Below are 13,982 nucleotides of genomic sequence, written 5' to 3'. Positions count from 1 at the left end.
CCGGCACGGCCGAATCAGCCCGCGGAGAGGCTTGCCAGCGCGCCGCGGAACTGGGCGGCCGAGGCCTCCCAGGACCAGCTTGCGGCATGGCGGCGGCATGCTGCGCGCGAAGTGCCGAGGGCGGCCACGCAGGCGCTGCGCAGGTTTTCGTCCAGCGCCCCGACCTTCTCGGCCGCGTTGCCGATCACGTCGAGCGGGCCCGCCACGGGATAGGCAGCGACAGGCGTACCCGTGGCCAGGGCTTCCAGCAGGACAAGGCCGAAGGTGTCGGTGCGCGAGGGAAAGACGAAGACATCGGCGCCGGCATAAGCCGCGGCGAGGGAACCGTTCTCCCGATAGCCGGTGAAATGCGCCTCGGGGAACCGCTCCTGCAGAGCGGCACGGTGCGGGCCGTCGCCGACCACGACCTTCGAACCGGGCAGGTCGAGGGAAAGGAAGGCTTCGATGTTCTTCTCCACCGCGACCCGGCCGGCATAAAGGAAGACGGGCCGCGGCAGGCCGGCCCAAGGATCGCGCGGTTCCGCCGGGAAGCGCTCAAGGTCAACCCCGCGCGACCAACGGCGCAACGGGCCGAAGCCGCGTGAACCGAGCTCCTCAAGGAGCGAGGTGGTCGCCGCGAAGGTCGCGCAGGCGGGTGCGTGAAAGCGGCGCAGCAGCGCCCAAGACCAGGCGAGGGGCAGGCGGGCGCGGATGTGCAAGTAGTCGGGGAAGCGGGTGTGAAAGGAGGTAGTAAAGCGCCAGTTCCGGCGGCGGCAAAGGTTACGCGCCGCCCAGCCCAACGGACCTTCGGTCGCGATGTGTATCGCGTCCGGCGCGAAGTCCTCGATCATGCTGGCCAGGGCTCGGCGTCCCACGAGGGCAAGGCGGATTTCGGGATAGGAGGGCAGGGCGAGCGTGCGGAACCTGTCGGGTCCGATCACCTCCGCGGTGTCGCCACCCCGGCGGAGATGATCCACCAGGGTGGAGAGGGTGCGCACGACCCCATTAACCTGCGGCTGCCAGGCATCGGAAATGATGAGGATGCGTGCAGGGGAGGTTAGGTTGGCCGTCTGGCCGGTGGTGTCGCGAAAGTCGGGTTCCACGCCATGACCGTGCCGTGTTGCGGCGCAGTACATACGCAGCACCGCCGGCATCCGGCGTGAATCTTCTATGACTTGCCTCTCAACAAGGGCATGGTTCGGGTTGAGGCAAATGGGATGGACCGAGCGTGCGCCGCGGGACAAAGCGGCAATTCAAGGGTTTCCGTTAAACTTTCGTGATTTCTCGCCATAGACTGGCAACAGCCACGCCGCAGGCAACGTTTGAGCGCACCATGACCGCTGCCGTAGCCCAAGCCACTGAGACCGAAGTGAAATTTCTTCTGCCGGAAGGGAGCCTCGCAGGGCTCCACGACCAGCCGATATTCCGCGGATGCACCGCGAAGCTGCCTTCGCGGGAGGTAACCACCTATTTCGACACGGCGGATCGTGCCCTTGCCCAGGCAGGCGCCAGCCTCCGCATTCGGCGAAACGAGGCCGGATGCGTGCAGACGCTCAAGCTTCGGCGCGGCGGCGGCCCCTTCGGCCGCGGGGAGTGGGAGTGGCGCGTCGAGGGAGACCAGCCAGAGCTCGGACGGCTGAAGGAAGTACCGATTCCCGCGCTGGACGGCGAGATGCGCGCCGTCTTCACGGCGGAGGTCGTCCGCACCCTCAGGTGCCTCCGCTACGAGGGCGCTACCATCGAGATCACGGTGGACGAGGGAAGCTTGCGCGCTGGTGAGCGCACCGAGCCGATCCGGGAGCTTGAGTTGGAGTTGAAGGAAGGGGAGGCGAAGGCCCTCTATCTCCTGGCGGAGCGGCTCCAGGCGGAGCTTGGCCTCGTTCTCGGCATGGAGAGCAAATCCGACCGCGGTTGGCGCCTGGTAACTGGAGAGGCACGCGCCGGAGAGAAAGCAGAGGACATCGGCTTTGCGCCGGACATTCTGGCCGCCGAGGCCTTTCGCCAGATCGTAGCAATGCTCCTCGCTTCGCTCATGGCCCACCAGCCCTCAGCGAGAGCCGGCGTGATGCAGGGGGTGCATGGGATGCGTGTCGCTACCCGAAGGCTGCGCGCACTTCTCGCGCTTTTCCGCCCCTGCCTGGCACCGGAGCCGGAAGCGCGCTTCACGGCGGCGCTGCGGGACCTTGCGGGCATCCTTGGCACGGCGCGCGATTGGGACGTGTTCGTGACCGAGACGCTGCCGGAGACAGCCGCGACCGCGACGGACGGCTTGCGCGTCGCGGCGGAGGCTGAACGGCAGGCGGCGCATCGAAGCCTCGCGGAGGAGCTCGGGCGCCCTGCCATGACGCGCCTCGTGCTCGGCCTGTCGGCCTGGGCAGAGGATTCAGCGGCCCTGTCCGGCGAGGCGGATGGCGGGCGGATGGCGGAGCCGCTGCGGCGCCTCGCTCCCGAGCTGCTGGAGAGGCAGGCCCGGAAGGCGCGGCGCCGCGGCCGCCATATCCGCCGCCGTCCCGAGGCGGAGCTGCACGATCTCCGCAAGGCATTGAAGAAGCTGCGCTACGGAGTCGAGTTCATGGCCCCTCTCTACAAGGAGAAGCGAGTTTCGGCCTATCTGCACCATTGCAAGCGGTTGCAGGAGAAGCTGGGCGGGCTGAACGACGCCGTGGTCGCCATCTCCCTGGCCGAGCGGCTCGCGCAGCAGAACCCGGCCCTGGCGCCCGTTGTGATGGCGCTACGCTGCTCGGCCGAAGAGCGTCGGGAAGAGGCCCGCCATGACCTTCGGAAGGGATGGCGCGAATTCCGGGATGCGGAGCTGCCGAGGCCGGTCGGGTAGGCAAGCCCGCGACATGCGGGTCGGCAGGCGGATGTACCAGGCGCGGCTGGTGACACAGGACTGACATTCGAATGACTTCAGCCTGTCGTGGATCAGCGGCTAGAGCGCCGCTCGCCCACGAGAGCACCCGCACCGTCCCATGCCTTCCAAACAGCTACGCAATGTCCTGCTTGTCGTCGTCGATCAGTGGCGCGCGGATTTCGTGCCCGCGCTCGGCGCCGGCTTCCTGAAGACACCGAACCTCAACCGGCTCTGCCGCGAGGGCGTGACCTTCCGCAACCACGTTACGAACACCGTTCCCTGCGGCCCCGCGCGCGCAAGCCTGCTGACCGGCCTGTACCTGATGAACCACCGTGCCGTGCAGAACACGGTGCCGCTCGATGCACGGCACAGCAACCTGGCGAAGGAGCTGCGCCGCATCGGCTATGACCCGGCCCTGATCGGCTATACCACCACCACGCCGGACCCGCGCAGCACAGGGCAGCTCGACCCGCGCTTCACCACGCTCGGCGACCTCATGGACGGCTTCCGCGCCGTCGGCGCCTTCGAGCCGAGCATGGACGGGTATTTTGGTTGGCTGGCGCAGAAGGGCTACGTGCTGCCCGAAAACCGCGAGGACATCTGGCTGCCGGAGGGCGAGGACCATCTCCCCGGTGTCACGGCGCGGCCGAGCCGCATTCCCGCCGACCTCTCGGACACCGCCTATTTCACCGAGCGGGCACTGACCTACCTCAAGGGACGCAACGGCAAGCCCTGGTTCCTGCACCTCGGCTACTACCGCCCGCACCCGCCCTTCATCGCGCCCTCACCCTACCACGCGATGTACCGGCCGGACGACATGCCGCCGCTCCGCCGCGCTGCCACTTGGCGGGAGGAAGCGGCGCAGCACCCTTTGGTGGATTTCTATCTTCGCGGCATCAGCCAAGGCTCCTTCTTCCACGGTGCCGGCGGCGCCGCGACGGAGCTGAACCCTGGGGCCGTCGCTCAGATGCGCGCGACATACAGCGGCATGATCTCGGAAGTGGACGCGGCGCTCGGTCAGGTGATCGCGCATCTCGACAAGACGGGGCAGTGGAAGGACACGCTTGTCATCTTCACTTCCGACCATGGGGAGCAACTCGGCGACCACTACCTGCTCGGTAAGGTCGGGTACCACGATGAAAGCTTCCGCATCCCGCTGGTGATCAAGGATCCCGATGCACCAGGGGCGGCTGGCCGCATCGAGGACGCTTTCACCGAGAGCGTGGATGTGATGCCGACAATCCTCGAATGGCTGGGCGGTGAGGCCCCGCGTGCTTGCGACGGCCATTCGCTGCTGCCGCTCGTCGCTGGCAAGAGGCCCGCGAAATGGCGCCAGCATCTGTTCTACGAGTATGACTTCCGCGACGTTTTCTATTCCCGCCCCGAGGATGATCTCGGCCTCTCGATGGATGATTGCTCCCTCTGTGTCGTGCAGGACAAGCGATGGAAGTACGTCCACTTCGCCGCGCTTCCGCCCCTTCTCTTCGACCTGGAGAAGGACCCGCATTGCTTCACCGACCTAGCCGGCGACCCCGCTCAAGCCGCGGTCGTGCGTGACTACGCGCAGCGCGCGCTGTCACACCGCATGTCCCATGCCGAGCGGACGCTAACCCATTTCCGTGCGACCCCCCAAGGCCTCGAGGAACGCGCATCATGATCGCCTCCCGCCGCAACCTGCTTCTCGGGGCCGCCGCTGCGGCCTCGCTACCGCGCTTCGCCATCGCCCAGGCGGATCAGCGACCCTCCATCTCCATCGCCGTGCAGAAGATCTCCAACAGCAACACGCTTGAGGTGCTGCGCGAGCAATCCAACGTCGGCGAACGGATCTTCTTCTCCTCTTTGTGGGAGCCGCTGATTGGCCGCGACTGGCTGAACGAGCTGAAGACGGTGCCGGCTCTGGCGACGAGTTGGCGCCGGATCTCGGACAATGTCGTGGAGCTGACGCTGCGCGACGGCGTGCGCTTCCACAACGGCGACATCATGACGGCCGAGGACGTGGCATTCTCCTTCGGCCGGGAGCGCATGTTCGGCGATACCCAGCCGACGGCGCAGGGCCGAACCATCTCCATCCGCGGCGACATTATCCCTTCCCCCGCGCAGCGCGAGTTGCCGGCGGAGGTGACGGGCGTCGCCCGGCGCTCCTGGCCCGCGCTGGAGCGGGTGGAGGTGGTGGATGCGCGCACCGTGCGCTTCCACAACGCGACACCCGATGTCACGCTGGAGGGACGACTCTCGCGCTTCGGCAGCGAAGTTATCTCCCGCCGCGCCTATCAGGAGGCCGCGGGCTGGTTCGAATGGGCGCGCAAGCCTGTCCTCACCGGACCCTACAAGGTCGTGGAGTTCCGCCCCGACCACTCCCTGACGCTCGTGGCCCATGACGAGTACTGGGGCGGCCGCCCGCCGCTGCGGCAGATCCGCTTCCTCGAGGTGCCGGAGGTGGCGGCGCGCATCAACATGCTCCGCACGGGGGAGGTGCAGTTCGCCTGCGACATCCCTCCTGACCAGATCGACGGGATCGAGCGCGACCGGGCCTACGAGGTGCAGGGCGGCACCATTCTGAACCACCGGCTCACCTGCTTCGACAAGAACCACCCGCAGCTGCGTGACGCCCGCGTGCGCCGGGCCTTCACCCATGCGATCGACCGCAAGGCGATCGTGGACAGCCTCTGGGGCGGCCGCACGGTCGTGCCGCGAGGGTTGCAGTTCGACTACTACGGCGAGATGCTCGTCTCCGACTGGGAGGTGCCGCGCTATGACCCGGCGGAGGCACGGCGGCTGCTGCGTGAGGCCGGCTACCGCGGCGCGCCGATCCCTTATCGCCTGCTGAACAACTACTACACGAACCAGACGCCCACCGCGCAGGTCCTGGTTGAGATGTGGCGGCAAGTGGGGCTGAACGTCTCCATCGACATGAAGGAGAATTGGTCCCAGATCCTCGAGCGGGGCGACACCCGCGCCGTGCGTGACTGGTCCAATTCAGCGCCCTTCAACGATCCTGTCTCCTCGCTTGTCGCGCAGCACGGGCCGAACGGCCAGCAGCAACAGGTGGGCGAGTACAGCAACGACGAGCTGAACCGCCTCTCGGTCGAGCTGGAAACGGGGACGGACCGTGCGCGCCGCAAGGCCGCCTTCCGACGCATGCTGGAGATCGCCGAGCGCGAGGACCCCGCCTATACCGTGCTGCACCAGAACGCGACCTTCACGGCCAAGCGACGGGACATCAGGTGGCGCGCGGCGCCCGCCTTCGCTATGGACTTCCGCCAGGGCAACTGGGGCGGGTGATGGCACGCCTTTCGCGCCGCGCCGCGCTGGCCTCCGCCGGCGCGTCACTCGTTCTGCCACGCTTTGCCATCGCGCAGGCGGACCAGCGACTGTCCGTCACGGTGGCAGTGCAGAAGATCGCCAACAGCAACACGCTGGAGACCCTGCGCGAGCAGTCGAACGTGGGCACCCGCCACGGCGGCTCCTACGGCGAGGCGCTGATCGAGCAGGACTGGCTCGGCGATCTGCGTCTTCAACCCGGCCTTGCCAGTGCCTGGCGCCGCGTAGACGATGGAACCCTGGAGCTGGAGCTGCGCCCCGGCGTGCGCTTTCACGACGGGCGGGAGATGACCGCGGAGGACGTGGTCTTCTCCTTCGGGCCCGAGCGCATGTGGAGGCCAGATCCCACGGCCGCACGCAACCTCTTCGGCAATGTTCCCGGCCGCACGCAGGGCAAGGCCCCACCGCCAGAGGCAGCGGCCATTGCCCGGCGCACCTATCCTGGCTTCGAGCGGATAGAGGTGGTGGACGCGCGCACCGTGCGCTTCGTCAACAAGGTTGCGGATCCAGCGCTGGAGGGGCGCCTCTCGCGCACGACAGGGATGGTTCTCTCGGGCGCGGGGTTCGAGGCTTCATCCTCCTGGCTCGACTGGGCGCGTCGGCCGGTCGGCACCGGCCCCTACAAGGTCGCTGAGTTCCGGCCGGACCAATCGCTGACGCTGGTGGCGCATGACGACCACTGGCGGGGCCGCCCGCCGCTCCGCGGGATCCGCTTCGTGGAGGTGCCGGAGGTCGCGAGCCGTATCAACATGCTCCTCTCGGGCGAGGCCGACTTCGCCTGCGACATCCCGCCCGACCAGATCGGCGCCTTCGAGCGCTCCGCCCGGCACGAGGTGGTTGGCGGGCCGATCATGAACCACCGTATCACGGTCTTCGACAAGAACCACCCGCAACTCCGCGATGCCCGCGTTCGCCGCGCCTTCACCCACGCGATCGACCGAAAAGCGATCGTGGACGCGCTTTGGGCGGGGCAGGCGGCCGTTCCACGCGGCGAGCAGTTCGACTTCTACGGACCCATGCTGATCGCGGATTGGGAGGCGCCGCGGCATGACCCGGCCGAAGCACGCCGCCTGTTGCGGGAGGCCGGCTACAAGGGCGAGCCGATCCCCTACCGCCTGCTGAACAACTACTACACGGCGCAGGTCCCGACAGCGCAGATCCTCGTGGAGGGCTGGCGCGCGGTGGGGCTGAACGTCGTCATCGAGATGAAGGAGAACTTCCCGCAGGTTCTTTCTAACCAGGGTGGCGGGACAGCCACAGGGCGCGGGGTTCGCGACTGGTCGAATTCGGCAGCCTTTAACGATCCCGTCTCCTCCCTGACCAGCGCGCACGGGCCCGAGGGGCAGCAGTGGCAGATCAACGAGTGGCGGAACGAGGAGTTCGGACGCCTCTCGTCCGTGCTGGAGGGCTCCATGTCGCTGGATGAGCGGCGCCATGCCTTCCGTCGCATGCTCGAGATCATCGAGCGCGAGGATCCCGGCTACACGGTGCTGCACCAGACCTTGAACTTTACCGCCAAGCGGCGCGACCTGCCCTGGAAGCCCGGCGCGTCTTTCTTCATGGACTTCTCTGCTCGGAACTGGGCTGCGTGAGGCCGCCGCTGGTTGAGATCACCGGCCTGACGGCCGCCTTCGACGGGGTACCGGCGCTGCGCGGCGTGGACCTCTCCGTCGGGCGCGGCGAGGCCGTTGCGCTGGTGGGGGAATCGGGCTGCGGGAAGTCCGTGACCTGGCTCGCCGCGCTTGGCCTGCTGCCGGGCAAGGCACGTGTCGGCGGCAGCGTGCGGCTGGATGGCGCGGAGATCCTGCACGCGCCACCGGCTACCCTGGACCGGGTGCGCGGCGGGCGGGTCGCCATGATCTTCCAGGATCCGGCCAGCAGCCTCAACCCCGTCCATCGGCTCGGGCGGCAGATCACCGAGGCGCTGGGCCTGCACCGCGGCATGAGCGGCGCCGCCGCACGGGAGGAGGCGCGGCGCCTGCTGGACCGTGTGGGCATGCCCGATGCGCGGCGGCGGCTCGATGCCTATCCGCACGAGCTCTCGGGCGGGCAAAACCAGCGTGTGATGATCGCCATGGCTCTTGCTGGCTCACCCGAGCTGCTGGTGGCGGATGAGCCTACCACGGCGCTCGATGTCACCATCCAGGCGCAGATCCTGGAGCTGCTGGCGGAAATCCGGCGGGATAGCGGCATGGCCCTCGTTCTCATTTCACACGACCTCGGCGTGGTCGCCGAGACCTGCGAGCGCGTCTGCGTCATGTATGCCGGGCGCATCGTGGAGGAGACGGCCGCATCCGACCTCTTCGCCGCACCGGCGCATCCCTATGCCGCAGGGCTGCTCGCCGCGCTGCCGCCCATCGACGGGCCGCGCCGGCCGCTGGCGGCCATTCCCGGTGGCGTGCCGGAGCCCTGGGCCATGCCGCCGGGCTGCCCCTATGCCCCACGCTGCCCGCGCCATGTGGCTGGCTGCGACGTGGCGGTACCGCGGCTTTCCACCGTAGCGCCCGCGCACAGGGCTGCCTGCATCCGGCCGCTGCCCGAGGGCGCCGCGCGGGAGTTGATGAGCGCATGACCGGGGACGAAACCCTTCTGCACGCGCAGGATCTCGTCCGCCGCTACACGATGCGCCGCGGGATGTTCGGCCGGCCGGTGGAGGTGCGGGCGGTGGACGGCGTCTCCCTTACGCTCCGGCGCGGGCAGACGCTGGGATTGGTAGGCGAATCCGGCTGCGGCAAGTCCACCACCGGCCGCATGGTGTTGGGTCTGGAGGTGCCAGATTCCGGTGGCATCGCCTTCGCCAACGAGCGGATGCCGCCACCCGGCACACCGGAATGGCGCCGTCTGCGGGCGCGCATGGCGATGGTCTACCAGGACCCGCTGGGAGCGCTGGACCGGCGCCTCGATATTGGGACGCAAGTGGCAGAGCCGCTGGAGATCCACGGCATCGGGACGCGGGCCGACCGCCCGGGCCGTGTGGAGGCGCTACTCCGGAGCGTCGGGCTGCGGCCGGACCAGGCCCGCCGCTACCCGCACGAGCTCTCCGGCGGGCAACGGCAGCGCGCCGTCCTCGCCCGTGCCCTCGCTACCTCGCCGGACCTGCTCGTCTGCGACGAGCCGATCAGCGCGCTCGACGTCTCCATCCAGGCGCAAGTGATGAACCTGCTGTCCGAAGTGCAGCAGAGAAGCGGCGTCGCCATGCTCTTCATCAGCCACGACCTGCGCGCGGTGCGGCAGATGAGCCACCGGGTGGCCGTGATGTATCTCGGTCGCGTGGTCGAGGAGGGCGAGCCCGACGAGGTGCTGCACTCGCCGGCGCACCCCTATGCTCAAGCGCTGGTCTCCGCCATTCCCCACCCGGGACGGCGCGGCGGGCGCATAGTGCTGCGGGGCGATCCGCCCAACCCGGTCGCACGGCCCGCGGGCTGCGCCTTCCATCCGCGCTGCCCCGTGGCCGCCTCCGTCTGCGCGCGGGAGGTGCCGGCCCTGAAGCGACGCCCGCTCGACGGACGGCTGGTCGCCTGCCATGTGGCGCAGGGCGAAGCCGCGCCCGGTGCTGGGTTGCCGCAGAATGCGATGGAGGCCGCCTGATGCTCCGCTTCCTCGGCCTGCGCGTTTCCCGCGCGCTGCTGACGATGGTGCTGGTGGTCACCTTCGCCTTCGTCGTGCTTCGGCTCTCCGGCGACCCAGCGCTGCTCATCATGTCGGCCGACGCGCCGCCGGAGGCGATCGCCGCCTTCCGCCAGGCCTGGGGGCTGAACGACCCGATCTGGGAGCAGTATCTCCGCTACTTCTCAGCGATCTTCCGCGGCGATCTCGGCCAGTCCATGCGCGACGGGCGGCCCGCGATCGAGCTGGTGGCGGAGCGCATCCCAGCCACCCTCGCGCTGACGCTGCCGGCGCTGGCGATCAAGCTCGGCCTCGGCATTCCCGCCGGGATCTACGCGGCGCTGCATCGCAACTCCTTCGCGGACCGAGCGGTGATGCTGCTCGCGGTGGCCGGCTTCACCGTGCCCTCCTTCGTGCTGGGCCTTGTGCTGGTGCTCGTCTTCGCGGTGCAACTGGGCTGGCTGCCCTCCGGCGGGCAGGAGAGCTGGCGCCACGCGGTTCTGCCTGTCCTCACCCTCGGGATCGGAGGCGCCGCGGTGCTGGCGCGCTTCACCCGCTCCGCCATGCTGGAGGTATTGGGCCAACCCTATATGCGCACGGCGCTCGCCAAGGGCGTGCCTTGGGCGCGGGCGGTCCGCCGGCACGCACTGCCCAATGCGGCGATCCCGACGGTCACCATCGTCGGCTTCATGGTCGGCAGCCTCCTCGCGGGCGCGGTGGTGGTGGAGAGCGTCTTCTCCTGGCCCGGCGTCGGCCGGCTGCTGGTGGTGGCGGTGGCCAACCGGGACCTGGCGGTGGTGCAGTGCATCCTCCTCCTCGTCGCCGCGACGATGGTAAGCGCGAACCTCGTGGTGGACCTTCTCTACGGCGTGCTCGACCCACGCCTCCGCTCGGCGCCCAGGGGGGCGACCGCCTGATGTCCGACATCCCTCTTTCCGCCATGCCCGCGCCGGCGGTCTCGGCCCCTCCCGCGCGGCGGCAGGCCCGCGTGCCGGTGCTCGTGGTCCTGGCGATCCTGTGGCTGGTGCTGATGCTGGTGGTGGCCTTCGCGGCCGACCTTCTCAGCCCCTTTCCCTACACGGCGCTGGATCTGCGCAACCGCCTCTCGCCGCCGGTGGGCATGGGCGGGGTCTGGCTGCACGCGCTTGGCACGGATGAGCTGGGGCGAGACGTGCTGTCGCGCCTGATCACCTCCATCCGGATGAGCCTGCTGATCGCCTTTGGGGCCACCGCCATCTCCGCGGTGCTCGGCGTGACGCTCGGCTTCCTCGCGGCCCATTTCCGAGGGCTTGTGGAGCAGGCGGTGCTGGCTCTGGTGGACTTCCAGGCCTCCATGCCCTTCCTCATCCTCGCGCTGGCCGTGCTGGCCTTTTTTGGCAACGCGCTGCCGCTGTTCATCTGCCTGCTGGGCCTGAACGGGTGGGAGCGCTACGCCCGCATCGCTCGCGGGCTCGCGGTCAGCGCGGGCTCGCAGGGATATGCGGCGGCCGTGACGGGGCTCGGCGCCTCGCCGTGGCGGGTCTATGGCCGGCACGTTCTGCCGAACATCGCCTCCACCCTCATCGTCTCCATGACACTAGCTTTCCCCGAAATCATCCTGCTGGAGAGCGGCCTCTCCTTCCTAGGGCTCGGCGTGCAGCCGCCGATGACCTCGCTGGGCAACATGGTGGGATACGGGCGGGAATACCTGACCCGCGCGCCCTGGATTCTCTTGGCGCCATCTTCGGTGATCGTAATCACGACGCTTTCGGTCAGCCTCCTGGGCGACTGGCTGCGGGACCGGCTGGACCCGACGCTACGCTGAGCGGGGAGGCGCCGCGCCACGTGGGCGCGGCGCCTCCGCCATCTTAGAGCCGGCCACCGTCCCGCACGATGCTCCCGCGGCCCTCGCCGGCGATGGCGAGGTATTGCCGGTAATTTCCATGGCCGGTCGTCAGTACCCGCGCGGTCCGTGGCGCGGCCCAGAGAGGCTGCCCCGGAAGCGGCGCCACGGGCTCAATACCGAGGAGCGACAGCAGCGTCGGCGCCACGTCCGCCAGTCCGACGGGGGAGGGGTCGTCTCCGGGCGCCATGCCGGCGACGGATAGCGCCATGAGGTTGCCCATCTCCCGCCGGTGCAGGCCGCCGTGCATGCCGCCGCCGCGCGGGAAGTCCTTGCCGACGATTGGGCTATAGCCGGGCAGACCGTAGGGATCGGCCTCGGGTCCGCCGCGCATCCCAACCAGCAAGGGCGCAGCGCGCGGGTGGTCAGCATTCACCAGTGCGAGGTCGAAGGTGCCGGGGAAGGGCCCCTCCAGGCCATTGCCGCCGGCCGCCAGCACCGCGCCGCACCATGGCTGCTCCTGCAGCGCAGCCGCGAGGCGTGCCAGCCGCGCCGTGTCCGGCTCGCGAGGCCAGAGCCAGCACATGGTGCCCGCGGCGACGGAGACATCTCTGCCCGGCCGGTCCAGCACAGCCTCCACGCCCAGGGAGGCGAGCTCGGCGACGAGGTCGAAGCGGTCGGTGGTGCCGACATGCCCGTGGTCGGACATGGCGATGACCGCCAGCCGCTCCGCCTCCGGCAGGCGGGAGGCCGCCTCGAGGACGCTCGCAAAGGCGCGGTCAGCCGCGAGCATGGCTTGGCGGGTCTCGGGTGCGTCCAGGCCGCAGTAGTGGAAGGACCAGTCCGGCTCGGTCAGCCACAGCAGCGCGACATCGGGTTGCAACTCCGGCAGCACCACCTCCGCCATGGCGCGGCCCGCGTACTCCACCAACGGAATCTTGTTCGAGGGGGACGCCGGCGGTGCACCGAGGCGCTTTACCACCCTGTCCCAAGCCTCCGGTGTCTCGACGGCGTCCCTGCCGGAGAGGCTGACGATGAAGGATCCGTTCTCCCGCGCCCGCGGATCGAGGAGGTAAGCGCCGCCGGCCGAGCCGCTGTGGACAAGGGCGAAGCGGCGGCCGGCCGCGGCGAGCGAGTCGGCGAAGCGCGGGGTCGCGATGAAGCCGGGGCCGTGCGTCGTGGTGCCGCGGCGCATATCCTCGGCCGAGGACGTATCGAGGAAGCGCCCCTCCCACGCGGCCGGATCGGGAAAGGCGTTGTTGACGATGCCGGCGACCGCCGGGGGCTGGCCCGTGCCGATGGTCGTCGCGCAAACGCGGGTGAGGGAGGGGAAGACCGAGGAGGACTCGTTGTAGCGCCGCGCGCCCTTCAGGAACTCGGCGAGGACGGGCATGCGCTCTGGCGTCGCCATGTCGGGGCGGAGCCCGTCGAAGAGGACGATGAGGATGCGGCTGGCATTGATGGGCGGCAAAGTATGGCTCCGGTGGGGTGGGTCAGGCGCCGGGATCGTGCTTCGCGCAGAAGGCGTCGGCGCTCATGTGGCGGAAGTCGTGCATCGCCTCGCCGAGCCGCTCGTGCGGCCAGTTCCACCAGGCGATGCGGTGAAGGGCGGCGATGATTTCCGGTGAGAAGCGGTAGCGCAGCACGCGGCCGGGCACGCCCACGACGATGGCGAAGTCCGGCACAGCCTTCGACACCACCGCGCCCGCCCCGATGGCGGCACCCGTGCCGATCGTCACGCCGGGCAGGATGATCGCCCCGTGGCCGATCCAGACGTCGTGCCCGAGCGTCACCCGGTGGGAGCGGCGCCAGTCAAAAAAGGCGGCGTTGTCCTCGCCGAGCCCATAGGCGGAGGAGCGGTAGGTGAAGTGGTTCAGAGCGACCCGCTCCAGCGGGTGGTTGCCGGGATTGATCCGGACCCCGGCCGCGATGGAGCAGAAGCGGCCCATCTCCGTGTAGATGATGTCGCTGTCGCGCGCGACGTAACTGTAGTCCCCGAAGACGCTCTCGGCCACGCGGGTTCCGGCGCCCACCTCGCAGAAGCGGCCGAAGCGGCTGTCCCGGACCTGGGCCGTCTGGTGGACCGAGGGCCGCTCGCCGAGCGACTTGTCGGCAGTGTCCGGGTCCGGAAGCAGCAGCCCGGACGCGATTTGCCCCTCTTCAAGCATCGCCGCTGTCCCTTCCTTACTTGGCGTGGCTGGCCGCTGGTCGCGTTCCGCTAGCGGGATAGTCGAACCGGCCTGAGCGCGGGTCCTCTGCGCGCCGGTCCGGGACCGGCCTGCGTCAGTCCGGTGAAGCTTCGAAGACGACCGAGCGTCCGCGGAACAGCGCCGCCCGCTTGATGGACCACGCCACAGATTTGTCATCGAGAGGTCACCACGGATTCATCCGAATGAGTGG

Annotated in this window: 11 protein-coding genes; 8 read left to right on the top strand and 3 right to left on the bottom strand. The window is 69.2% G+C overall.

Annotation, left to right across the window (positions count from 1 at the left end):
- Positions 1–14 precede the first annotated feature (14 nt).
- Complete coding sequence (locus tag D9599_RS05680) at positions 15–1,133, bottom strand: glycosyltransferase family 1 protein (RefSeq protein WP_232480179.1); 1,119 nt, start codon at positions 1,131–1,133, stop codon at positions 15–17.
- 215 nt (positions 1,134–1,348) lie between these two features.
- Between D9599_RS05680 and D9599_RS05675 the strand changes: the two genes are divergently transcribed.
- The 8 genes from D9599_RS05675 to D9599_RS05640 all read left to right on the top strand — a co-directional run bounded on the left by D9599_RS05675 (position 1,349) and on the right by D9599_RS05640 (position 11,564).
- On the top strand, positions 1,349–2,812 hold the full coding sequence (locus tag D9599_RS05675; RefSeq protein ID WP_309228552.1) for a CHAD domain-containing protein: 1,464 nt from the start codon (positions 1,349–1,351) through the stop codon (positions 2,810–2,812).
- A gap of 139 nt (positions 2,813–2,951) precedes the next feature.
- Positions 2,952–4,490: a phosphoric/sulfuric ester hydrolase PehA gene (gene pehA, locus D9599_RS05670; protein WP_198380255.1), complete on the top strand. Its 1,539-nt coding sequence runs from the start codon at positions 2,952–2,954 to the stop codon at positions 4,488–4,490.
- Positions 4,487–6,115, top strand: coding sequence for an ABC transporter substrate-binding protein (locus D9599_RS05665; RefSeq protein WP_198380254.1), 1,629 nt, complete (start codon positions 4,487–4,489; stop codon positions 6,113–6,115). Before pehA ends, D9599_RS05665 begins: the two co-directional genes overlap by 4 nt.
- A complete protein-coding gene (locus D9599_RS05660; RefSeq protein WP_198380253.1) occupies positions 6,115–7,746 on the top strand; it encodes an ABC transporter substrate-binding protein in 1,632 nt (543 codons plus the stop codon). The genes D9599_RS05665 and D9599_RS05660 overlap by 1 nt, the downstream gene beginning before the upstream one ends.
- Positions 7,743–8,726 (top strand): ABC transporter ATP-binding protein, encoded by a 984-nt coding sequence (locus D9599_RS05655; protein WP_198380252.1) that lies wholly within the window; start codon positions 7,743–7,745, stop codon positions 8,724–8,726. Before D9599_RS05660 ends, D9599_RS05655 begins: the two co-directional genes overlap by 4 nt.
- The gene (locus D9599_RS05650) at positions 8,723–9,742 is read left to right on the top strand and encodes an ABC transporter ATP-binding protein (protein ID WP_232480178.1); all 1,020 of its coding nucleotides are present in this window, start codon (positions 8,723–8,725) and stop codon (positions 9,740–9,742) included. The genes D9599_RS05655 and D9599_RS05650 overlap by 4 nt, the downstream gene beginning before the upstream one ends.
- On the top strand, positions 9,742–10,677 hold the full coding sequence (locus tag D9599_RS05645) for an ABC transporter permease (protein WP_198380251.1): 936 nt from the start codon (positions 9,742–9,744) through the stop codon (positions 10,675–10,677). The genes D9599_RS05650 and D9599_RS05645 overlap by 1 nt, the downstream gene beginning before the upstream one ends.
- Entirely contained in the window at positions 10,677–11,564 is an 888-nt protein-coding gene (locus D9599_RS05640) for an ABC transporter permease (protein ID WP_198380250.1), read from the top strand. Before D9599_RS05645 ends, D9599_RS05640 begins: the two co-directional genes overlap by 1 nt.
- 43 nt (positions 11,565–11,607) lie before the next feature.
- On the opposite strand, the gene D9599_RS05635 is transcribed toward D9599_RS05640, so the two are convergent.
- Positions 11,608–13,053 (bottom strand): alkaline phosphatase family protein, encoded by a 1,446-nt coding sequence (locus D9599_RS05635; protein WP_198380249.1) that lies wholly within the window; start codon positions 13,051–13,053, stop codon positions 11,608–11,610.
- 22 nt (positions 13,054–13,075) lie between these two features.
- On the bottom strand, positions 13,076–13,750 hold the full coding sequence (locus tag D9599_RS05630) for a chloramphenicol acetyltransferase (RefSeq protein WP_198380248.1): 675 nt from the start codon (positions 13,748–13,750) through the stop codon (positions 13,076–13,078).
- Positions 13,751–13,982 lie beyond the last annotated feature (232 nt).

Source organism: Roseomonas sp. KE2513 (assembly GCF_016107305.1).
Lineage (GTDB): Bacteria > Pseudomonadota > Alphaproteobacteria > Acetobacterales > Acetobacteraceae > Roseomonas.
The sequence above is the reverse complement of the archived record's forward strand: the minus strand, read 5'-3'. Positions and strand labels throughout refer to the sequence as shown.